This is a genomic window from Tundrisphaera lichenicola (assembly GCF_051175385.1).
Taxonomy (GTDB): domain Bacteria; phylum Planctomycetota; class Planctomycetia; order Isosphaerales; family Isosphaeraceae; genus Tundrisphaera; species Tundrisphaera lichenicola.
Genome location: NZ_CP195106.1, coordinates 6,840,854 through 6,862,634, shown reverse-complemented (window position 1 = coordinate 6,862,634; position 21,781 = coordinate 6,840,854). Strand labels below are relative to the sequence as shown.

Sequence of the window (21,781 nt, the reverse complement as noted above, 5' to 3'; positions counted from 1 at the left end):
ATCATCCCGAAACGAAATCACAAGCGTATCGAGAGTCGGTTGTTACTATCCGACTCTGGCCCGGCTGAGGGTGGCCGGGCCTTGATCACCGGGCGGAGGTCGCCGCGTCCAGGACGCCGGCCCCGTCGATGAGCCACGGGGAGTTGCCGAGCCGTGATCGACCGGGTCTCACCACCCGGACGGGCCGGAGGATACGTCGCGTCGGGGGGCGCGTCGTGGAATCCGAGGCAAGGCGCTCCTCGTTTTTCCACCTCGATCCGAGGCCATGATCGACGACCTTTTATGATGACGCAACGCCCGGTCGGGGATCAGGGGGACCGCCGGTAGGATGCCGGTGATCCGCGATCCGATTCCAGGACAAGGACGTTGCCATGAATCCGAACCGACGGACCAAGTTGCCCCAGAACCCGGCCTGCGAGTCGCTCGAAGGCCGCCAGTTACTGACGGCCGGTGCCAACATGGGGATGGTCCCGGGACTGCCACCGACCGGGATGAACGGCGCGGCCGACGTTTCGATGACGGGGCTGAGCCAGGTTCCCTCGGTATTCTGGGGCGACCAGGGGAACCTCGGAGGGCAGTCTGGCACACAGGGCGCTACCCAGTCGGTGCCAGGGATGCCCGGGGCCGATGCCCTGGGCGGCCCCGGCGGGCAGGGGAATCAGCTGGGCTCCGGAATGGGGTTGATGGGAATCTCCGGAGTCGGTGGCCAAGCCTTCGGCGGCCAGGGGGGCTTCGGCGGGCAATCCGTCCAGCAGGGCCCCGGGCAGGCGATACCGGGGATGCAGGCGATGCCCGGGGCCGATGCCCTGGGCGGCCTCGGCGGGCAGGGGAATCAGCTGGGCTCCGGAATGGGGTTGATGGGAATCTCCGGAGTCGGTGGCCAAGCCTTCGGCGGCCAGGGGGGCTTCGGCGGGCAATTCGTCCAGCAGGGCCCCGGGCAGGCGATACCGGGGATGCCCGGAGCCGACGCCTCGGGCGGACAGTTCGGCCCAGGGAGCAATGTCGGGGGTATGAGCAACGGTTTCGGGGGAGGCTCGAGCGGATTTGGTCACGATATTCCGATATCCTTCGGTCAGGGGAACCCCGCCGGCACGGGTTCGACCGCCACTCCGACGCCGCTCCAGACCGACATGGAGAAGCTGAGGACCGACTTGCAGGCGATCCACGACAAGTCGCAGGTGACCCCGGCTCTGGAGGCCGCGGTCCGCGATAGCCTGAAGGCGGTCCAGGCCGCGGCGACCGGGACGGCCGATGCCACGGCACTGGCGACCCTCCAGACGGATATCAAGACGGCCCAGGCCAACCCGGGAGGGCCAACCGCCGATCAGATCGCCCAGATCCAGGCCGATCAGGATGCCGTCTTCAAGAGCCAGGGCGTGTCGGACGAATTGCTCGCCCAGTTGACCGATAGCCTGAAAGCGGTCCAGCTTGCCGCCGGAGTCACCGACGCCGACCGGGCCACGATCGCCGCGGATCAGGAGGCGATCAAGGCCGACCTGGCCGCTAGGGCGACGTCCGTGACATCGACCGATCCCGCCTCGGGCGTGCGGCCCATGATGGCCGGCCCGATGACCCTGGGGACCCGGTCGGATTTCGCCGGATTCTCCCCGAACTCGGCCCCGCCTGCCGCGGCCACCGACGCCGCCGTGACCACGACCGATGCCGCCGTGACCACGACGGATGCCGCCGTCACCTCGGTCGCCGCGGCCACGAACGTCGCGGCCACCCCCACCGATCCGCCGGCGACGCCCGTGGCCCCGCCCGCGATCGCCGATCCGATGTTCGCCTACTCGGCCGTCTCGCCGAGGACGATAGCCAAGGGGCCGGGCCGCTCGCTCCCGATCGGTGCCGTGGCCAAGGGCGGCACGGGCGCCGCCGCCGTCGCGAGAGCCGGCGGGGCGCGATCGAACGCGACGGGCTCGGGCATCGTGACCAGGGCCCAAGGGGCCAAGGGCCTGGGTGCGATGTCCCGCGCCGTCGGGCAACAGATCATGTCGTTCGGCCGGTCGATCCGTCGCCCTCGCGGTTGATCGGGCCTGGGATCGCTTCAGGATTCCGGTCGGAGGCCACCCCATCCGGGGTGGCCATTTCCGATCGAAGCCGACCGGGATCTGTCCGATTTGATCATCAGATCGAGCAGTGATTGATAGTCGACCGGCTTGACCAGGTGGTGGTCGAATCCGGCCTCGCGGGATCGGCGAATGGCCTGCTCCTCGCCATAGCCGGTGATCGCGATGATGGTCGCCCGCTTCGTCGGCTCCTCGGATCGGAGTTGTTCGGCAACCTGATAGCCGTCCATCCCGGGTAGGCCGATATCGAGAAGGACCACCTCCGGGCGGCGCAACCGGGCGGCGGCGATGGCCTCCCGGCCCTCGTGGACGAGATCGACATCGTAGCCGGACATCTGGAGCAGATCGGCCAGGGCCGAGGCGCTGGCCAGATTATCGTCGACGACCAGGACGCGCGAGCCGGGTCGGACGGACCGGCTCTCGGCTGTTCTCGCCGGCTCGGGCCGGTCCACGGCCACCGCCGCGGGTAGGCGGACGCTGAAGGTGCTGCCCATCCCCAGCCCTGGGCTGTCGGCCTGGATGGTGCCGCCGTGGAGTTCGACCAGGCGCTGGGCGATGGTCAGCCCGACCCCGAGTCCTCCCTGAGTCCGATCCAGCGACCGGTCGAACTGGGCGAAAAGCTCGAAGACGTGGGGCAGCATCTCCGATCCGATACCGATCCCGTTGTCCTGGACGTCGATCCGGATCATTTCTCCCTCGCGGGCGGCGGTCAGGGCGATCCGCCCGCCGGGCTCGGTATATTTGGCGGCATTGCTCAGGAGGTTGATGAGGACCTGCTCGAGCCGGGTCGGGTCGCCCTCGATGATCAGCGGTTCGGGCCCGAGCGTGGTCGAGAGTTCGTGGCCCCGATCCTCGATCGTCGGCCGGGCGGTCTCGACCGCTCGGCGGGCGACCTCGACCAGGTCGACCTGGTCGACGCGCAAGCGGATCTTTCCCCGATTGATTCGCGAGACGTCCAGGAGGTCGTCGACCAGGTGGGCGAGGTGACGGACCTGGTTGGAGATGACCTCGCGAGCCCACTCGATCTTCTCCGCCGAGATCCCCGGGACCCTGGCGAGCTGGGAGGCGTTCTGGATCGCCGAGAGGGGGTTGCGGATCTCGTGGGCGAGCATGGCCAGGAACTCATCCTTGCGTCGGTCGGCCTCCCGGAGGGCCTCGTCGGCCCGCTTCCGCTCGGTCATGTCGCGGACGACCTTGGTGAAGCCCCGGAGCTGCCCCGACTCGTCGAGCAGGGGCGTGATATGGCCACTCCCCCAGAATCGCGAGCCGTCTTTCCGGAGATGCCAGCGTTCCTGGTCGTCGCCCCCCCGGGCCCCGGCGCGTTCGAGTTCGCGGTCGGGGACGCCGTTCCGGACGTCCTCGGCGATGTAGATCTGGCCGATCGGTCGGCCGATCAGCTCCTCCTCGAAGTAGCCCAGGACGGCCCGGGCCCCGGCGTTGGCCCCGGTGATCCGCCCCCGGATGTCCATGGTCAGGATCGCGTAGTCGCGGACGCTGTCCAGGGTCAGGCGGTGCATCCTCTCGCTCTCGCGGAGGGCCGCCTCGGCCCGCCGTCGGTCGGCCCGCTCCCGGCTCTCGTCCAGCGCCCTCAGGACCGCCGGAGCGAGCCGGTCGAGCCGTTGCTTCAGCACGTAATCGGTCGCGCCGTTCTTGAGGGTCTCGATGGCGACTTCTTCCCCCAGCATCCCGGAGACGAACAGGAACGGGGTGTCCGAGGCCGTCGAGCGGGCGATCTCCAGCGCCGCCAGGCCGTCGAAGCCCGGCAGCGCGTAATCGGCGAGGATCAGGTCGAAGCGGCGAGACCCCAGGGCGGCGGCGAATTCCTCTCGGCCATCGACTCGCGTGACCTCCAGGCGAAGGCCGATCTTGGCCAGTCGGGATCGGATCAATTCGGCGTCGAGCGAGCTGTCTTCCAGATGAAGAATGGTCGTCGGGCTCAAGACTTTTAATCCTCGGCGGGCGGTCTCGGTGCGGGGCTTCACTCCTCTCCCGCTCCATCAACCCTTCATCTAATTTGACGCTCACATTCCCGGGTAAACTCCTACGATCCGTCCGGATCGGCGGGCCCGACGGATTACAGCGAATCGGATGCCACCGCGGATCGAATTCCTCACCCGAGGGGCCGGGGGACCTCCCGGCGAAGGCCTTATCGCTTGGTCCGGAGGCTCCCCGGGGGCGGCTCGTTGATCAGGGCCCAGAAGACGCCCAGCTCCTGGATCGCCTCGATGAATTCCTTGAAGCTCACCGGCTTGACCACGTAGGCGTTCACGCCCAGCTTGTAGCCCCGGAGCAGGTCCTTCTCCTCGCGCGAGGAGGTCAGGATCACGACCGGGATGCTTTGCAGGTTCGGGTCCCCCTTGATCTGCTCGAGGACCTGGAGGCCGTCGATTTTGGGTAACTTCAGGTCGAGCAAGACGACGGCGGGGTTGCCCTGGGGCCGATCCTTGTAGGGGCCCTGGACCCGGAGATAATCCAACGCCTCGGCACCGTCGCGGGCCACGACCACCTCGTTGGCCAACTGACTCTTGCCCAATGCCACCAAGGAAAGTTCCACATCCTTGGGATTGTCTTCAACTAGCAGGATCGGCTTCAACATCTTCTACTCCGGCTCCGTCAAGGTAGCCTTCTCTTCGCGCAATTTGGGGAGGGAGAAATAGAAAGTCGCTCCCCGGCCGACTTCCCCCTCCCCCCAGGTCCGGCCGCCGTGGCGAGAGATGATCCGCCGGACGTTGGCCAGCCCGATCCCGGTGCCTTCGAAGTCCTCCATCCGGTGGAGCCTCTGGAAGACGCCGAAGAGCTTGTCCGCATAATTCATATCGAATCCGATGCCATTATCATTCACGGAAAAGATGACCTCTCCACCCCGACTCTCGGCCTGGATCTTGATGAGGGCCTCGTCCCGGGGTCGGGTGTACTTCACGGAGTTGGAGACGAGGTTGGCCATCGCCAGCCGCATCATCATCAGGTCGCCCTCGACCGGCGGGAGATGGCCGATCTCCCAGCGGATCTTGCGATCGCCGGCCTCGGTCATCGACACCCGGACCACCTCGCGGGTCATCGTATTCATGTCGATGGGTACCGGATGGATCGTGGTCCGGCCCATCCGGGCGAACGCCAGGAGGTTGTCGACCAGGGTCCCGGCGTACTGGGCGCTCTCGACGATCGTATCGAGGTAGCGCCGTCCCTCGTCGCTGAGCCTCGCGTCATCCTCCTCGCGCAGCATCTCGGAGTAGCCGACGATGTGCCGGAACGGGGCGCGGAGGTCGTGCGAGACCGAGTAGGAGAAGGCTTCGAGCTCGCGATTGCTCCGCTCGAGTTCGGCGCTGAGCTGGGCCCGCTCCTCGGCCTGACGGAGGACGATCCCGACGATGGCGTTGCGCAACTCCGCAGCGGCCTCGATCTCGGCCGCCTGCCAGGGGGCCGCGCGAAATCGGACGATCTCCTTCCACGCCTCGAACGATTTCCGGGGATGAATCCGCCCCCCCTCGACCGTCTCCGCCGACTTGTTCGGGTCGCCGCCCCAGGTCACCGTCCGGACCAGTTCGGGGCGGAACCAGAAGATGTAACCCCGGTGAATCTTCGAGATGGCGATGGCGAGCACGCCGCTGGCCACTTCGACGACCGATGCGTCCACCGAGAGATCAAGGGCCAGCGATTCGGTGGCGAAGAGATCGTCTCGCCCCTCGCGTTCGAGCCAGTCGGCGATCTGTTCGATCGCCTTCCGGCACGGGGTCGCGCCGAGGAGCGTGCATTGCCCCTCGTGGAGGATCGCCGCCCCTTGCGCCTCGACGAGTTCGAGCAGGTCATCCTTCTGGGCGGCGAGCCCCGCCACGAAATCCGGCGCGGCGGTCATCCCGGCCAGGAGCTTCACCTGCACGGCCTTCCGGGCGATCCGATGCTCGTATTCGTCGCGCTGCTGCTTGGCCGTGACCTGGGTCGAGAGCACCTGGCCGAGGAAGTCGGCCGCCGTCCGTGCCTCGTAGGGGACCACCTTCGGTGTCTTGTGGTGGCAGGCGATCAGGCCCCAGAGTCGGCCGTGATGGAGGATCGAGATCGACATCGAGGCGGCCGTGCCCATGTTCACCATGTATTCGAGGTGGATCGGCGAGACGCTCCGAAGTGCCGCGAAGCTCAGGTCCAGCGGGGGATCGCCGGCCGGGATGATCGGGACCGGCACGTATCGAGAATCGGCGATCAATCGGACTCGGCTGTCTCGATAGAGGTTCCGGGCCTGCTCGGGGATATCGGAGGCCGGGAACCGCAGGTCGAGATAGGAGGGGAGTGCCTCGTTCCGGTCTTCCGCGATCACCGTGCCGTTCCAATCCCGGTCGAACCGGTAGATCAAGACCCGGTCGAACCCGATGATCCGCCGGACTTCCTCGGCGGCGAGCTGGCAAGCCTCGACCGCCCCGTGGGCGTCGTCCAGGGCCGCCAGGAACGTCCGTGCCAGGGGGTAGAGGTTGCGGAACGTCGCCAGTTCGTCCGCCGGGGCGGGCTCAAGTTCCAGGATCAAGGACCCATCGGAACGGTGGACGATCGCGTCGAAGGCCTTGCCCCCGCCATCCGAGGGGATTTGTCCCTTACCCACGAAGAGAGGGGTTCGTTCCAGCGAGGGATTGGTGGCCGAATCCCGGAGCAACCGGGCCAACTCAGGACCGAGCAACGCGTCGACCGGATGGCCCAGGACGTCCTCCAACTCGCGCCCGAGCATCACGGTTACATTCTGGCTGGAATGGATCACCTCCAGGTCGGGCTCGGCCAGGACCAGGAGCACGCCGTGTGGCTGGATGCTGCCGGGTCTCTGGATCGGCTCCTGGGCGCAATCCGAGAGGTCGAAATCGTGCGGCGGAACCGTCATATTTGGGGTCATGGCCCGGCCCGCTCCTTTTCTCTGGTTCGCCACGACGGCCCGACGCACGGGTCAGGATCGCTCCCGAATTATCTGCACCTGAAGCACGACTCACTCTAGGAATCGAACCACTGACGGCAAATGCCATACCTTGACGGATTTGGGAGCAACCCAAAAAGGGTCGGCACTCAAAAGATTATCATGCCCCAACGCCGGGGCGAGGCCCTCCGGAACGACCAACCCACATGCCTGGAGGCTTGTCAGAGTTGGGCACGCCGGCGAACCGGATGGAACAAGCTCGAACGATCGCACGGAAAGATTGTCGACCGATCATGGCCACGATCGTCAAGCATTGTTTGGTTATTGTTATTGTTTGTCACGAAGCATGTCAAGCCGTCGGAAGAGGCCATCTTAACCGGGGGCTATGCCGAGGCTGGTGTGGCGGATTGGGTTCGGCCTGCCGAGACGAAATGGGTTCAAGTCGCCGCCCAGGGTCTCTTCGGTCGAGACCCTCTGGATGTCGTAGGTCTCGTGGAGATCATGGGTTTCGATGCGGGTGGTTTCAGCCGCTCGGACCGGCCTCCGGTCCTCGGTATGCCCGATCTTCGATTGGAGCCCGACGGGTTTCGATCGGTTCACCCTGCTGTTATCGAAGGGCTCCAGGACGAATCGATCCGTCCAGGGGGAACCGGAACCAGCCTGATTGGGCCTGATGGGGCTCGTTCGATGATCGACCCCTATCTCGCGAGGACGGGTCGGAACGTGGGGCCTGCCGCCCGCGATCTTGAACACACATAGGCATGGTGCAGCCGAGTCCCGGCAAATCGCAAGGAACGCAAACCTGTCCCGCGATCGATCCTGGAAAGGATCGTCCCTCCGAGGGGGAGGTTCGATCGGCTCCCGGGGAGCATGGATTCTCGAAAGACCCGGAATTCGTCTGGCGTTGGCTCATAACCCTCGTCTACCACGAATCAGTATCCTAACGGTCAGGCGGTCTCCCGGAGTTGCGCCGAGGCCTCGACGTCCCCAGCCCGCTGGATTTACGATGGGGATTTCCCCTTGAGGTCCCGTACGACATGAACCAGCCCATCCCCCCAGCGACCCCGACCGGCTTCGCAGGGCTCCGCGTGGCCTGCTTCGAGGCTCGGATGGCCGGGCTGATGGCCGACCTGATCCGCAAGCACGGCGGCGAGCCGATCGAGGCCCCCGCGCTCCGCGAGATCCCGATCGGCGGGAACCCCGAGGCCCTCGCCTTCGCCGACTCCCTGATCGGCGGGGGCTTCGACCTCGTCGTCTTCCTGACCGGTGTCGGAACTCGTTACCTGGCCCAGGAAATCGAGACGAAGTACGCCCGCGAGGAGTGGCTCGCCGCACTCGGCCGGATCAAGGTCGCGATCCGAGGGCCAAAGCCCCTGGTCCCCTTGCGCGAGTTCGGGGTCCGGGTCGACCTCCAGGCCCCCGAGCCCAATACCTGGCGCGACCTCCTCCAGGTCCTCGACGAACGGATCCCCGTCGACGGCCTGCGCGTCGCGGTCCAGGAATACGGCCAGCCCAACCCGGAGTTGATCGACGGACTGAAGGCCCGAGGCGCGACCGTCACCCAGATCCCGGTCTATCGCTGGAGCCTCCCCGAGGATTCAGGGCCGCTCCGGCGGGCCATCGTCGAGGTTGCCGAGGGCCGCATCGGGGCCGTCACCTTCACCTCGGCGCAGCAGGTCGTCCATCTCCTCCAGGTGGCCGCCGAGATGGGCCGCGAGGCCGAGATCCGCCAGGCCCTGGGTCGTTCGGTCGTGGTCGGCTCGGTCGGACCGACCACGACCGAGACCCTGAAGGCCCGGTGCCTGCCGGTCGATGTTGAGCCCGAACACCCCAAGATGGGCCACCTGGTGGCCGCGCTGGCCACCCGTTGGCGAGAATCCGGCAAGGCTCGCCCTCCGGCCTGAGGGGCGAGCACCCGGGGCCGGCAGGCCATATCGGTTGCCCGATCCCGGAGGGTCGGACTTTTTGGGATGTCCGGAAAGATCGGCCCGGTCGGCTCAAGCTCCCTCGACGGCTTGCCGACAAGAAGGCAAGATTGTTGCGGCATTCCAGGTTGCCGGCCGATGGCCATGGACGTCGCTCGGCCCAGGTCGCGAAAGGGTCCGATGGAAGTCATCTCGGTTCACGTCCCGAAGACGGCGGGCAGCACCTTCGGTAATCTCTTGACGACCATCCACGGAGTGGATCGGGTCTACAAGGATTATGAGGACTACCCGATGAATCCGCTCTCCCGATACAACCTCGATCGCGAGGGCTGGCGGGAGTCGGCCAGGGCCGAGGTCCAGTCGATCGGGGAGCCTTACCGGGCGGTCCACGGCCATTTCGCGATCCGGAAGTACGACGGGTTCTTCCCCGAGGCCCGGCGGATCGCCTGGGTCCGGCACCCGGCCGCCTGGGTGACCTCGCTCTATTACTTCTGGAAAGGCTTGAAGGAGCTCCCGCCCGGCTCGCCGAATCCCCTGATCGTTCGGCTCCGGAACGAGGACCTCCCGCTCCGGGAATTCGCCGAGGACCCGACGGTCCGCGATCGCATCGCGGGGACCTTCCTCGAAGGGCTCGAGCCCGAAGCTTTCTTCTTCCTGGGGGTCCAGGAGCACTTCGATTCCGAGATCCGCGACCTGATCGGGATGATGGGCTGGCCCGAGGTCTCCGCCGGTTTCGAGAACCGGAACCCGGTCCCGGGATATGCGGATCGATCGCGAGAGATCCTCGGCGATCGGACCCTGACCGAACTCCTGATCGCCCTGAATCCCCGAGACATGGAGCTGTACGAGGCGGCTTCCAGGATCCGGGAGGAGCGTGCCCGCCGCCGGGTCCATTTCCTGACCTCCGCCTCCGGAACGGTCTGAGCGTCCCCTCCCGCGGTTCGCGCCGGGGACCGGGGTTTGCTTGAGGGCGTCGATTGACGTACCCTGGGCCAACCAGGGAACGACGCCCACCGATCCGAGGAGAAGGGACGAAGGATGGGACGACGACCCTCCAGCCTGTTCGCGCGGAAGCCGATCGAGACACTGCTCCAGGAGGTCGAGGGAGGAGAGAGGCTCAACCGGGTCCTCGGCCCGGTCGCCCTCACGGCGCTCGGGGTGGGTGCCACCATCGGAGCGGGGATTTTCGTCCTGACCGGGCAGGCGGCCCGGAACGATGCAGGGCCTTCGCTGATCCTCTCCTTCGTGCTGGCCGGGATCGGCTGCTTGTTCGCGGCGCTCTGCTATGCGGAGATGGCCAGCATGGTCCCGGTCGCCGGGAGCGGATACACCTACGCCTATGCCACCATGGGCGAGCTGGTGGCCTGGATCATCGGCTGGGACCTCGTCCTGGAGTACGCGATCGGATCTTCGGTCGTGGCGGTCGGCTGGTCGCAATATCTGGCGGCACTCTTCCGCGACCAGTTCCACCTGGCCATCGACCCTCGATGGCTGAATGCCCCCTGGGACTTCGACCTGGAGCATCACGCCTTCCTCTGGAAGCAGGTCGAGGTCGTCATGCCCGACGGCTCGACGGGGATGGCCCAGGCCTACTTCAATTTGCCGGCCTTGATGATCGTGGCGGCCATCACCGTGATCCTGGTCGTGGGAATCCGCGAGAGCGCGAGCTTCAACCTGGCGATGGTCCTGGTCAATCTCTGCGTGATCTTGCTGGTGATCGGCCTGGGCTCGACCTACGTCGAGCCGAAGAACTGGTCCCCCTTCCTCCACAAGGATCACGGATGGAAGGGCATCCCGCTCGGCGCGGCGCATATTTTCTTCGCCTACATCGGGTTCGATTCGATCTCGACCCACGCCGAGGAGGCCCGGAACCCCAAGCGTGACCTGGCGATCGGCATCCTGGCGTCCCTGACGATCTGCACGATTCTTTATGTCTCGGTGGCGGCGGTGATCACCGGGATGGTCCCGTACCTGGAGATCGACGTGAAGGCGCCGATCGCCTCCGCGTTCGTGGGCAAGGGGAGCACCTGGGCCGCCGGCCTGATCACCGGATCGATCCTGGCAGGGATCACCAGCGCCCTGCTGGTCAGCACGCTCAGCCAGCCGAGGATCCTGCTGGCGATGGCCCGCGACGGGATGCTTCCCGTGGGCTTCTTCGGGGCGGTCCACCCGAAGTTCCTGACCCCCTGGAAGGCGACGATCCTGGTGGGCCTGATCGTCGGGTCGGTCTCGGCCCTGGTCCCCCTCGACCTCCTGGCCGACCTGGTGAGCGTCGGGACGCTGTTCGCCTTCCTGATGGTCTGCGTCTCGGTCCTGATCCTCCGGGCCCGGAGCCCGGAAGTCCCCCGACCCTTCCGCGTGAAGGGGCTTCCCTTCGTGGCGGGGATGGGCATCCTCCTCAACGGAGGCCTGATGTTCTCGCTAGGCCCGGACAACTGGATCCGCCTGATCGTCTGGCTGGCGCTGGGCCTGGTGATCTACTTCGGTTATGGCCGATACCATACCCACCTGAAGCCGGCAACGGATCAGGAGATCGGCTGAAGTCCCGGCGCAAAATGAAGGAGGGCGTGCGCGGTCGATCCGGCCCCCTCCCCTTCGTTCGATGTCGCCCGGACCCGACTCAGAGAATGTCGCGCAGCCTCTTCTTCTCGGAATTGGATCGGTTCACCGGCCTCAAGGGGTCGGGGTGCTTATGGTCCTCGTCCGTCGCGGCCGGATCCCCCGTCAGGGACTTGTGGCTCAGTTCCTGGGATTCCGCCTCTTGGAGTTGTTCGTCGAATAGCTCGACCAGGGCTTCCTCCGCGGGATCCTTGACTCGGGGAGCCTTCGGGTCGCGATTCTTGGACTGGTCCATCTTGTCTCCCTGGGCCGCCTTCGACGGTCCCGCCGAAGGTGACCCTTTGAATCTCCGGCCCCCGAAGGGGCCGCGCGGCCCCAGCATCCTATATTCTAGAGGAAGGAGAGGACCCGAAGCGAACATTCCGGGAGGTTTCGACGAATCTCGGGGAGAACAGCGACGATCGAGGCGATTTCGCGGAACTTGGGCAAACCGAGCTTCGCCGGCGCTTGACGACGTGTTACAATGTTCTCGCAGTTGCAGAATTGAATGACGACGACTATTCGTACCCCACCGGCTTGAGGCCGAGCTACTTCTCGCCTTTCGCGTATCGTCCTACCGTTGGTCTCTTTGCGCTTTCGGTTCCTCCCGCCCCCGATCTCAATGGCGAACGGGGCGGACCACCCTTTGTGGCGCGACAAGGCCGACCTGTCGGAAGCCGCGTCCGAGTTTCGGGCGACCGAACCATTCGTGTCGACCGTCCGCGCCGCAAGTCGGGGTGATCAAGGAGCTGAGTTTGCAGACGACGACTGAAGTGACCGAGCCGACGATTCATGAGAATGAGACGATCACCTTCGCGGGCATGGGCCTGAGCGAAGTGACATTGCGTGCCCTGGACCGGGCAGGCTTCAAGGACCCGAGCCCGATCCAGTCGAAGCTGGTCCCCGCCGCCCTGGCGGGGCGCGACTGCCTGGGCAACGCCCCCACCGGGACGGGCAAGACGGCGGCCTTCCTGCTGCCGATCCTGGAAAAGATCGATGAACGCGAGCGCCGACCGCAGGCGTTGATCCTGGCCCCGACCCGCGAACTGGTCACCCAGATCGGTCGCGAGTTCGAGCGGCTTTGCTTCGGCCGTCGGGCTTACGCGGTGGCGGTGGTCGGCGGCGAGTCGATCGTCCGCCAGCAGCGGATGCTCGGCCAGGGCTGCCAGGTGGTGGTCGCCACCCCGGGCCGACTGATGGACCTGATGGGTCGCAACGCCATCCGGCTGGACAAGGTCAAGATCGTCGTGCTCGACGAGGCCGACCAGATGCTCGACATCGGGTTCCGGCCCGCCGTCGAGGAGATCCTCCGGGCCATCCCCGACGGTCGGCAGACGCTCCTCCTCTCGGCCACCATGCCGAAGGAAGTCCGCGAGCTGGCGAACACCTACCTGACCGACCCCGAGGACGTCCGCCTCATTCACGAGAATGAAGACGCGACTATCCCGGCGATCCGCCAGTCGTACCTGATGGTCGCCGCCGATCGGAAGTTCGACCTCCTCATCGGCCTGATCCGACGCGAAGAACCGCCCCGCGCGATCATCTTCTGTCGGACCAAGCGTGGTGCCGACCGGGTCGGGATGCTCCTCCGCCAGGAGGGCTTCCGGGCCGACACGATGCACGGCAACCTGAGCCAGGCCCAGCGGAACCGGGTCTTGCAGGGCTTCCGCCTCGGCCGACTCTCGCTCCTGGTCGCCACCGACGTGGTCGGCCGAGGGATCGACGTCCGAGGGGTCACCCACGTCATCAACTTCGACCTGCCCGAAGACCCCGAACATTACGTCCACCGGATCGGCCGGACCGGCCGGATGGGCTCCGACGGGGCCGCCTTCTCGCTGGTCTGCCCCGATCAGGCCAAGATGCTCGACCAGATCGAGCGGGCGATCACCCGGGAACTCGAAGCCGACACGGTCGACGGCATCCCGGCCCCGCCTCGCCCCTTCTTCCGTCCCCAGCGCCCGGCTCCCGGAGGTCGTCGAGGCCCCGCCCGAGGCGGACGCCCCTTCCACCCCCCTCGCCGGAATGGTGGAGGTCACGGTGGCGGACATGGTGGCGGCGGCGGCAACTTCGGCGGAGGCCCGCGCGGTCGCCGCGATCGGACCCCCACGGGTGCAGGCCGTTAAAGATCGCTGCCATACGATCGAACAGAGCGCGTCGGGGGTTGGAATCTTTCCAGCCCTCGCCGCGATTTCTCATTCGGTGACCGAACCCGGCCCGAGCTGATTTACCCTGAGTTGGCCCGACTCGGTGATCACGACTAGTTCGACGACCCGAGGCGATTCCCCCGATGGGACGCACCGAAGCTCGTATTTCGAGACGAATCGAAGCTCGCCGATCGGGATCGACGTGGTTGCCTCGACCAGTGTGCAAGGTCCTCGATCCATCCCGAACCCCTCGACCAGCGTCCGAAATGCGTCGAGCGTATTTCTGCGGCGATACCCAGCTGTCGTCATCTCGAATGCAATCTCGGGATGACCCGAGCGAATTGCATTCGTGAACTCCTTGACGAGCCCCTGGATCGCCCCGACGTTGCCATGCCGATCCAACAACTCCCCAGGGTTGAGCTTCACCCAGGCGTATCGCTCGAATTGACCAAGCTCATGCCTGAACAGAGGGAGGATCAACCCGAACGCCACAGCGACGACGGCGACCACGATCAACATCCCCCGGAGTCCGAGCCGACTTCGTCGAGCCGGCCTTTCCGGATGGTCAGCGGGCATGGCGTCCCCCTGGGCGAGGCAGCTTCCGGCGATCCCGTCGTTCAGTCGCCAGGACTTTGCTCAGGTTAGGACGAGGAATGAGGCGGCTTTATCGGGCTCGAATCCGTAGAGCAGTCTCAAGGTATTGGGACGAATGCGATTCGTCGTTCGCGATCGGCGGCGAAAGCGGGACAAGCTCGAATGTCTTCCTCGGTCAGGTCGGGGAAGTCGCCCAGGATTTCCTCAACCGACATCCCCGAAGCTAGATATTCCAGCACGTCCGTGACTGTGATCCTGAGCCCTCGGAAGCACGGCTTTCCGCCCCGATTGCCGGGTTCGAGAGTGATGATCTTTTGATAATTCATGCTTGAACGATAAGGGACCGCTGGCTCGACTGTCAACGATCCCTTCCGAGTCCCCTACGTGCAAAGCATTCCCTCGATCAACCCGCCAGGGCCACGACCTTGATCGCCTCGCCGCTGGTCCACCGGGCCCCGTCGCGCTCGACCTTGTGATAGAGGGTGTCTCGTTCGACGGGAACTCGACCCGCCTCGGTGATGAGGCGACGGATCTCGTTGACGGTGATTTCCTGGGGGGTCTCGGCCCCGGCCTCATGGTAGATGGTCTCGTGGACGACCGTCCCGTCGAGGTCGTCGGCCCCGAAGGCGAGCGCGACCTGCGCGGTCTTGATCCCGAGCATGATCCAGTACGCCTTGATGTGCGGGAAGTTATCCAGCATCAGGCGGCTGATGGCCATCGTCTTCAGGTCCATCACGCCGGAGGGCTTGGGGATCTCGTCCATCCGCGAGTTGTCGGGGTGGAACGCCAGCGGGATGAAGGTCTGAAATCCGCCGGTCTCGTCCTGAAGCTCGCGGAGCCGGACCAGGTGGTCGATCCGGTGCTTGGCCTTGTCGATGTGGCCGTAGAGCATCGTGGCGTTCGAGTGCAGCCCGAGTTGGTGGGCGGTCCGGTGGACTTCGAGCCAGACCTCGGTCGAGGCCTTGGCCCCGCAGACCTGCTCGCGGACCTCGGGATGGAAGATCTCGGCCCCGCCGCCGGGGAGGCTCCCGAGCCCCGCGTCGACCAGTTCCTGGAGGACCTCGCGGATCGAGAGCCTGGCGATCTTGGCGAAGAACTCGACCTCGACCCCGGTATACGCCTTGATGTGGATCTCGGGATACTCGGCCTTGATCCAGCGGATCAGGTCGACGTAGTACGAGAACGGCAGCTTGTGGTGGAGCCCGCCGACGATGTGAAGTTCGGTCGCCCCCCGGTCATGGGCCGACTTGGCCCGTTCCAGGATCTGCTTCTGATCCATCACATAGGCGCGTTCGTCGTTCAGGTCGGCCCGGAAGGCGCAGAAGTCGCACTTGTAGACGCAGACATTGGTCGGGTTGATGTGGGTGTTGACGTTGTAGTAGCCGAAGTTGCCGTTGTAGCGCTCGCGGACCAGATTGGCCATCGAGCCGATGGCAAACAGGTCGTTCGACGCCTCCAGCGCCAGGCCGTCCTCGAAGCTCAGCCGGACGCCCGCCTCGACCTTCTCCCGGATCGCCGCCAGCCGACTCGCCTCGGTCGCCATCGCTGCACCCACCCTTTTCTCGATCAGCCCGACCCCGGACTCGAAAACCGGACGCTCCGTCTTCTTACGGTGATTTTAGTCGGAATTGAACGCTGGGGCAACCTCGGGCGACGTGGGAGCAACAAGCCCGATCCCACGGCGCCTCCGGTTTCGCGAGGCTCAGGCCGAGACCTTGCCCGCCTTCTTGCTGCCTTGCCCCCTGCCGGCGGCCGGCGGCGTCGAGGCGGCGGGTGGGTTCATCGGCAGGCTGTCGGGCTTCTTGGCCCCCTTGGCCAGGAGCGATCGCCAGTCGCCGGGGACGGACTCGGCCTTCGACTTCATGTAGAGGTAGCTCTCGTAGTTGCAGGGGTAGATGGTGAGCTTGCCCGAGTCGACCTCGATCACCTTGTTGGCGACGGCGCGGATGAAGTGCTCGTCGTGGGAGATGAAGCAGAGCGAGCCGGAGTAGTCGACCAGGGCGTCTTCCAGGACGTCGCGGCTGGCGATGTCGAGGTGGTTGGTCGGCTCGTCCATCATGATGAAGTTGTGGGCGACCGTGAGGATCTTGGCCAGGCAGAGCCGTGTCTTCTCCCCACCGGAGAGGGCCGAGACGGGCTTGTCGGCGGCGTCTCCGCTGAAGAGGAAGGCCCCGAGCATCCCCCGGAGGTTGCCGTCGGGCAGGCCGGGATGGACCTCTCGGAGGCTGGCCAGGACGGTGGCCTTCATGTCGAGCTGCTCGACCCGGTGCTGGGCGAAGTAGGTGGCGAAGACGTTCGAGCCGAGCGCGACCTCGCCGCGGGTCGGCTTGTGGACCCCGGCCAGGAGCTTCATCAGGGTGGTCTTGCCCGCCCCGTTAGGGCCGACCAGGACGACGCGGTCGCCGCGCTGAATCTCCAGGTCGAGCCGGGAGTAGACCACCTTGGTCCCGTAGGCGAAGCCGATGTCATCGAGCTTGGCGACGACCTGGCCGCTCCGGGGGGGCTCGGGCAGCTTGATCCGCATGGTCGAGGAGTCGGTCTGCGGGGCGTCGACCCGGTCGATCTTCTCGATCGCCTTCAGGCGGCTCTGGGCCCGCGAGGCGGTGGAGGCGCGGGCCTTGTTCCGGTCGACGAAGTCCTGCATCTCCTTGATCTTCTTCTGCTGGCCGTCGAAGGCTGCCTGCTGGATGCTGATCCGATGGTCCTTCTGCGGGAGGTACGCGGAGTAATTCCCGCTGTACATGTGGAGCTTGCCCATCTCCAGCTCGAAGGTCTTGTTGATGACCCGGTCGAGGAAGTCGCGGTCGTGGCAGGTGATCAGAATCGCCCCGGCGTAGGAACGCAGGAAGTCCTCGAACCACTTGACGCTGAGGAGGTCAAGGTGGTTGGTGGGCTCGTCGAGCAGCAGCAGATCATGCTCGAAGGCGAGCATCCCGCCCAGGGCGAGCCGCATCGCCCAGCCGCCCGAGAGCGACGCGACCGGAGAATCAAGCTGGGGGACCGAGAAGCCCAGGCCCAGGAGGATCGACTTGGCGCGGGCCTCCATCTCGTAGCCGCCGGCGGTCAGGAAGGCTTCCATGGCGTCGTCGTAGTCGTCGAGCGCCTTGGGATCCCCCTTCTCCAAACCGGCCATCACCTTCTTGAGCCGGACGTCGGCCTCGGTCCAGGGGCCGAGGTGGCCTAGCATGTTCTCGAAGACCGTGCCGTGCTTGAGCGGGTGGATCTCCTGCGGGAGATAGCCGATCGACATCTTCCGGTCGCGGAGCAGCTCGCCGTCGTCGAGGTGGTCCTGGCCCATCAGGACCTTGAACAGGGTCGACTTCCCGGCGCCGTTCTTGCCAAGCAGCCCGATCCGCTCGCCGCGGACGATCGAGGCGTCGACGCCGTCATAGAGCGTCTGGCGACCGAAGTTCTTTCGCGCGTTGATGAGGCGGATCATGGCGGTCGGATGTCTCGGCTAATGAGGGGAAAGCGGGCTGAGGCGGCGGGATGGGCCTGCCGTACATCTCGGCGGGTCCGGATCGCCTCGGAGGATCGATCCTGGCAGTGGGCATAATATTCTAGGCGTGCCCTGCTCAAACCGCAAGAGGGCTTCAGATTCGTTTTCGTTGAGGTTGAAAAAATTCATCAGGCTTCAGCCGAGGTCGACCTTCCGGAGGACCGCTGCGGCGAGGTGTCCCCCGAAACCGATCGAGAGCTTGAGGACGGCCCGGATCGGGAGCGACCGGCCGACGCGGGGGGTGCCGTCGAGATCGCAGGCGGGGTCGGGGTCGTCCAGATTCAAGGTGGGCGGGGCGAAGCCATCGCGGATCGATAGGGCGGCGATCGCCAGTTCGGCCGAGCCTGCGGCCCCGAGGAGATGACCGATCTGCGGCTTGTTCGCCGAGCAGGCCAGGCGGGATGCCTCGTCCCCCAGGGCCAGGCGGAGGGCCCGGCATTCGAGCGGGTCGTTGGACCGGGTGGCCGTCCCGTGGACGTTCACGGCGTCGAGTTCGGTGGGGTTGGTCGAGGCGTCGGCCAGGGCCCGGCGGATCACCCGCGCCAGGCTCTCGGGGTTGGGGTCTAGGGACGTCTCGTGGTGGGCGTCGGAGCCAAGCGCCCCTCCGGCCAGCTCGGCAATCGGGATCCGGCCCCGGGCCAGCGCCCGGTCGAGCCGTTCCAGGACCAGCACGGCCCCCCCTTCCCCGATCAGGAACCCCGAACGATTGCGATCCCAGGGACGGACGGCGCGGGTGGGATCCCCGTCGAACCGGGCCAGGACCTTCATCCGGCGGAACGCGCCCAGCAGGATCGGTTCGAGCGAGGCGTCGGCCCCTCCGGCCAGGGCCAGGTCACAGGCCCCCCGACGGATCAGGTCGGCGGCCTGGAGCGCGGCCACCAGCCCCGTGGCACACGCCGCGACCGGGGCCAGGCACGGCCCTCGGAATCCGCGACGGGCCGCGACCGCCGAGGCCCCCGCATTCGGCCATGAGGTGGACCAGGCCCTCGCCAGTGATTCTTCGTCGGTGCTGCCCGATCGGACCATCCGGTGGGTCCGGGATAGGTTCCAGACGCCCCCCTTGCTCAGCCCGATCAGGACCGCGACGCGAACGGGGTCGATGTCGCGGTCCGGGCCTTCGAGCCCGGCGTCGGCCATCGCCTGATCGGCCGCGGATTCGAGCAGCCCGAGCGCGGGGTCGGTCTCGATTGAGGAAGGTCGAGGGGTCGGGAACCCGGCGAAACCGGGGCCGAGTTCGGCCAGGTCCAGCATCCGGGCCCCGCTCCGACCGTTCCGGATCGCTCCCCAGGAAGATTCGCGATCGGAGCCAAGCGAGGTGACCAGGCCGATCCCCGTGATGACGATCGTCCGGCTCTGGTCAACGATCATGGCGTAGAATCGGAGAATTCACCCTCACCCGGCCTTCGGCCACCCTCTCCCGGGGGGAGAGGGGAAGTGCGAAAAGATCGTCTCCCTCGTTCACGGGACGTGCACCCCGGCACTCGCGGCCGGCTTGGGGACGAGGCCGAGGTGGTCGAAGAGGATCTGGTCGCGGTCGGTGCCGGGGTTGGGGGTGGTCAGCAACTTATCTCCGGCGAAGATCGAGTTGGCCCCGGCCAGGAAGCAGAGGGCCTGGTCCGATTCCGACATCCCGAGTCGGCCCGCCGAGAGCCGGACCATCGACCCGGGCATCAGGATCCTCGCCGTGGCGATGGTCCGGACCATGTCCCAGATCGAGACGTTCGGGCGGTCGGCCAGGGGTGTCCCCTCGACGGCCACCAGCGCATTGATCGGCACCGACTCGGGCGGCTCGGGCAGGTTCGCCAGCGTGTGGAGCAGCGCGATCCGGTCGTCGTCCGACTCGCCCATCCCCACGATCCCGCCGCAGCAGACGGTGATCCCGGCGTTCCGGACGCTGGCCAGGGTGTTGAGACGGTCCTGGTAGGTCCGGGTCTGGATGATCCGGTCGTAATAGGCCTCGGAGGTGTCGAGGTTGTGGTTGTAGGCGTCGAGCCCGGCCTCCTTCATCCTCCGGGCCTGGTCCTCGTTGACCATCCCGAGCGTGGCGCAGGCTTCGAGGCCAAGCTCCTTCACGCCCCGGATCATCTCCAGGACCCGGTCGAACTGGCGGTTGTCCTTCACCTCGCGCCAGGCGGCCCCCATGCAGAACCGGGCCGCTCCCGATTCCTTGGCCCGTCGGGCGGCGGCCAGGACGGCCTCGACGTCCATCAGCGGTTCAGCCTCGACGCTCGTGTGATACCGGGCGGCCTGGGGGCAGTAGCCGCAGTCCTCGGGGCATCCTCCGGTCTTGATCGACTGGAGGACGCAGACCTGGACCTCCGAGGGGTCGTGGTGGGCGCGGTGGACCTCGGCGGCCCTGAAGACCAGGTCCAGGACAGGGCTCCGGTAGATGGCCGCCACGTCGTCGAGCGTCGGTCGCGAACTCATTTCGCTCATCGCGATTCCTGGTATGGGGCTGAGTATTCGAAGGACCTCGACCATCAACGCCGGGCCGACTTGCAGAGGATGAAGATGCCCAGCCCGCCCAGGGCGGAGGTGATCATGTAGGAGGGCAGCCCCCAGGGCTCGGACTCCTCGCTGGGATCGCGCGCGGGGACGTCGAAGAATCCGTCAGTGACTTCTTTCTGGGGGGGATCAGGGGTCTTCTGGTAGGCCAGGGCCGGTGAGGTCAGGGCACCCAGGCCGAGCATGAGTCCGAGGGTCAGGGCGGACAGGCGGGATTTCATCGGTCGCGCTCCTTGAGGGGTCGTGGTCGTCTCGGGGCTTCAAGCGTCATCGGCAGCCATTCCTGGAGGGGGCGGACCCGTCGACGAAACGCCGCACGGGCCATGGCGACCGCCTTCCAGGCCGGTCCTCGCGATCGGAGGTGGGAGACGTAATCGTCGAGCCCGACCGCCCAGAACCGGTAAGCCCGGTCGCGGAAGACGTACGAGCCATCCCCCTTGGGCAGCCCGAACTCGGCCAGGGGCTCGGCGTAGGCGAATGCCAGGATCGCCCGGAAGCCCGGGCCGAACGTCTCCTGCCAGCGGGCCAACCCGTCGAGGTCGTCGGTCGTCACCCAGTTCTCCCAGGGACGACGCCCCCGGGCGTCCTTCCCCTTCTTGCCCTTCACTTCCACGACGAGATTCGGCCCACACCGAGGATACAGCAAGAAGTCGGGATTTTTGACCCCCTCGTCCCCGAAAAGCGCACGTTTCGCCTCATCGACGGCCACGCAAGGCACCCGGATCGACCGGATGTAGGCCTCGAAGGCCGCCTCGTAATGGTTGGATCGGATGGCCAAGCTTATTCTTGCCCTGGAGTTCGAGGCGTCGGCTCAATCCCGGTGACGAAGTAGCGTCCGATGCTCGCTCGAGCATCTTCGAGTAAATCAAATGTATAGGCAGACGTCCAGCCGTTCCGGTCGACGAAGGTCGGGTGCTTCTCGATGAGCCAGGTCTTCATCTCTTCCCTGAATGGCTTGGGAATGCGACAAACCGTGATGCCACGCTCACAACAGGTACGCCAAAACGTCAATTCGTCCATGATGGGTTCGGGTTGTTCATCGTCTTCCGATCGGAGGGCCATGCGGGTGGTCTCGGTCAGGGTGTGATCACCGTCAGGCCCGGGGTGGCCGGCTTCGGTTTCCGCCTCGGGGGGAGGATCGCCTCGGCATATTCCCAGATCTGCTCGGCGGTTTCGAAGACCTTCTCGAAGATCCAGTCCTCGTCGTACTCGCACCCTTCGGTCGTGTAGTCCCGGCAGATCTTGGGTCGGCTCAGGTAGATCCGGCAGCGATCCTCCTTCGAGAGGTACTTGCACCGGGTCATGACCACCAGATACCAGGTCCTTTCTTCGAGGTAGACCAGGGTCTGCCCGTGGGCCAGATACCAGCGGATCGCGTCGTAATCGTCCCAGGTGGTAGGCGTCTCGATGGGCAGCGAGAAATATCGGCAGCACTTCCCCGCGCAGTGGTCGCAAAGGCATTCCCCCGCCGGGAGTTCGGCCCTCGGCATCGTGTTCTTGCGTCGGGAATGGGTGGGGTCGGGGATCTTGGCCAAGGCGGCGGTCCTACCGGTGTTTTT

General features: G+C 66.1%; 19 protein-coding genes. 5 read left to right on the top strand and 14 right to left on the bottom strand.

The window, feature by feature from the left end; all coding sequences use genetic code 11:
* The first annotated feature begins 371 nt into the window (after nucleotides 1-371).
* Nucleotides 372-2,030, top strand: a complete 1,659-nt coding sequence (locus P12x_RS27290) for a hypothetical protein (protein ID WP_435008182.1) — start codon at nucleotides 372-374, stop codon at nucleotides 2,028-2,030.
* A gap of 17 nt (nucleotides 2,031-2,047) precedes the next feature.
* Here the strand turns inward: P12x_RS27290 and P12x_RS27285 are convergent, their stop codons facing one another.
* The 3 genes from P12x_RS27285 to P12x_RS27275 all read right to left on the bottom strand — a co-directional run bounded on the left by P12x_RS27285 (nucleotide 2,048) and on the right by P12x_RS27275 (nucleotide 6,939).
* On the bottom strand, nucleotides 2,048-4,009 hold the full coding sequence (locus P12x_RS27285) for a response regulator (RefSeq protein ID WP_435008181.1): 1,962 nt from the start codon (nucleotides 4,007-4,009) through the stop codon (nucleotides 2,048-2,050).
* A gap of 206 nt (nucleotides 4,010-4,215) precedes the next feature.
* On the bottom strand, nucleotides 4,216-4,665 hold the full coding sequence (locus P12x_RS27280) for a response regulator (RefSeq protein WP_435008180.1): 450 nt from the start codon (nucleotides 4,663-4,665) through the stop codon (nucleotides 4,216-4,218).
* Between the two features lie 3 nt (nucleotides 4,666-4,668).
* Nucleotides 4,669-6,939: an ATP-binding protein gene (locus P12x_RS27275; protein WP_435008179.1), complete on the bottom strand. Its 2,271-nt coding sequence runs from the start codon at nucleotides 6,937-6,939 to the stop codon at nucleotides 4,669-4,671.
* A 1,055-nt stretch (nucleotides 6,940-7,994) separates the two neighbouring features.
* On the opposite strand from P12x_RS27275, the gene P12x_RS27270 reads away from it, so the two are divergent.
* From P12x_RS27270 to P12x_RS27260, 3 genes are all read left to right on the top strand, one after another.
* On the top strand, nucleotides 7,995-8,861 hold the full coding sequence (locus P12x_RS27270; RefSeq protein WP_435008178.1) for a uroporphyrinogen-III synthase: 867 nt from the start codon (nucleotides 7,995-7,997) through the stop codon (nucleotides 8,859-8,861).
* A gap of 201 nt (nucleotides 8,862-9,062) precedes the next feature.
* Nucleotides 9,063-9,806 (top strand): hypothetical protein, encoded by a 744-nt coding sequence (locus tag P12x_RS27265; RefSeq protein WP_435008177.1) that lies wholly within the window; start codon nucleotides 9,063-9,065, stop codon nucleotides 9,804-9,806.
* A 114-nt stretch (nucleotides 9,807-9,920) separates the two neighbouring features.
* The gene (locus P12x_RS27260) at nucleotides 9,921-11,423 is read left to right on the top strand and encodes an amino acid permease (protein ID WP_435008176.1); all 1,503 of its coding nucleotides are present in this window, start codon (nucleotides 9,921-9,923) and stop codon (nucleotides 11,421-11,423) included.
* A 79-nt stretch (nucleotides 11,424-11,502) separates the two neighbouring features.
* Here the strand turns inward: P12x_RS27260 and P12x_RS27255 are convergent, their stop codons facing one another.
* Nucleotides 11,503-11,736 (bottom strand): hypothetical protein, encoded by a 234-nt coding sequence (locus P12x_RS27255; RefSeq protein WP_435008175.1) that lies wholly within the window; start codon nucleotides 11,734-11,736, stop codon nucleotides 11,503-11,505.
* Nucleotides 11,737-12,235: 499 nt separating this feature from the next.
* On the opposite strand from P12x_RS27255, the gene P12x_RS27250 reads away from it, so the two are divergent.
* Nucleotides 12,236-13,603, top strand: coding sequence for a DEAD/DEAH box helicase (locus tag P12x_RS27250; RefSeq protein ID WP_435008174.1), 1,368 nt, complete (start codon nucleotides 12,236-12,238; stop codon nucleotides 13,601-13,603).
* 69 nt (nucleotides 13,604-13,672) lie between these two features.
* Here the strand turns inward: P12x_RS27250 and P12x_RS27245 are convergent, their stop codons facing one another.
* The 10 genes from P12x_RS27245 to P12x_RS27200 all read right to left on the bottom strand — a co-directional run bounded on the left by P12x_RS27245 (nucleotide 13,673) and on the right by P12x_RS27200 (nucleotide 21,757).
* Nucleotides 13,673-14,200 (bottom strand): hypothetical protein, encoded by a 528-nt coding sequence (locus P12x_RS27245; RefSeq protein WP_435008173.1) that lies wholly within the window; start codon nucleotides 14,198-14,200, stop codon nucleotides 13,673-13,675.
* Between the two features lie 116 nt (nucleotides 14,201-14,316).
* The gene (locus tag P12x_RS27240; RefSeq protein WP_435011735.1) at nucleotides 14,317-14,544 is read right to left on the bottom strand and encodes a DUF433 domain-containing protein; all 228 of its coding nucleotides are present in this window, start codon (nucleotides 14,542-14,544) and stop codon (nucleotides 14,317-14,319) included.
* 77 nt (nucleotides 14,545-14,621) lie between these two features.
* Entirely contained in the window at nucleotides 14,622-15,761 is a 1,140-nt protein-coding gene (mqnE, locus tag P12x_RS27235) for an aminofutalosine synthase MqnE (RefSeq protein ID WP_435011734.1), read from the bottom strand.
* A 159-nt stretch (nucleotides 15,762-15,920) separates the two neighbouring features.
* On the bottom strand, nucleotides 15,921-17,657 hold the full coding sequence (locus P12x_RS27230; protein ID WP_435008172.1) for an ABC-F family ATP-binding cassette domain-containing protein: 1,737 nt from the start codon (nucleotides 17,655-17,657) through the stop codon (nucleotides 15,921-15,923).
* A 195-nt stretch (nucleotides 17,658-17,852) separates the two neighbouring features.
* Nucleotides 17,853-19,085, bottom strand: coding sequence for a beta-ketoacyl-[acyl-carrier-protein] synthase family protein (locus P12x_RS27225; RefSeq protein ID WP_435008171.1), 1,233 nt, complete (start codon nucleotides 19,083-19,085; stop codon nucleotides 17,853-17,855).
* 90 nt (nucleotides 19,086-19,175) lie between these two features.
* On the bottom strand, nucleotides 19,176-20,153 hold the full coding sequence (gene bioB / locus P12x_RS27220; protein ID WP_435008170.1) for a biotin synthase BioB: 978 nt from the start codon (nucleotides 20,151-20,153) through the stop codon (nucleotides 19,176-19,178).
* Nucleotides 20,154-20,197: 44 nt separating this feature from the next.
* Nucleotides 20,198-20,443 carry a hypothetical protein gene (locus P12x_RS27215; RefSeq protein WP_435008169.1) on the bottom strand — a complete coding sequence of 82 codons (246 nt, stop codon included), beginning with the start codon at nucleotides 20,441-20,443 and terminating at the stop codon, nucleotides 20,198-20,200.
* Nucleotides 20,440-21,000, bottom strand: a complete 561-nt coding sequence (locus tag P12x_RS27210) for an HYExAFE family protein (RefSeq protein WP_435008168.1) — start codon at nucleotides 20,998-21,000, stop codon at nucleotides 20,440-20,442. Before P12x_RS27210 ends, P12x_RS27215 begins: the two co-directional genes overlap by 4 nt.
* Before the next feature lie 2 nt (nucleotides 21,001-21,002).
* Nucleotides 21,003-21,284 (bottom strand): hypothetical protein, encoded by a 282-nt coding sequence (locus P12x_RS27205; protein ID WP_435008167.1) that lies wholly within the window; start codon nucleotides 21,282-21,284, stop codon nucleotides 21,003-21,005.
* 14 nt (nucleotides 21,285-21,298) lie between these two features.
* Nucleotides 21,299-21,757, bottom strand: coding sequence for a YkgJ family cysteine cluster protein (locus P12x_RS27200; RefSeq protein ID WP_435008166.1), 459 nt, complete (start codon nucleotides 21,755-21,757; stop codon nucleotides 21,299-21,301).
* Between the last annotated feature and the right edge of the window lie 24 nt (nucleotides 21,758-21,781).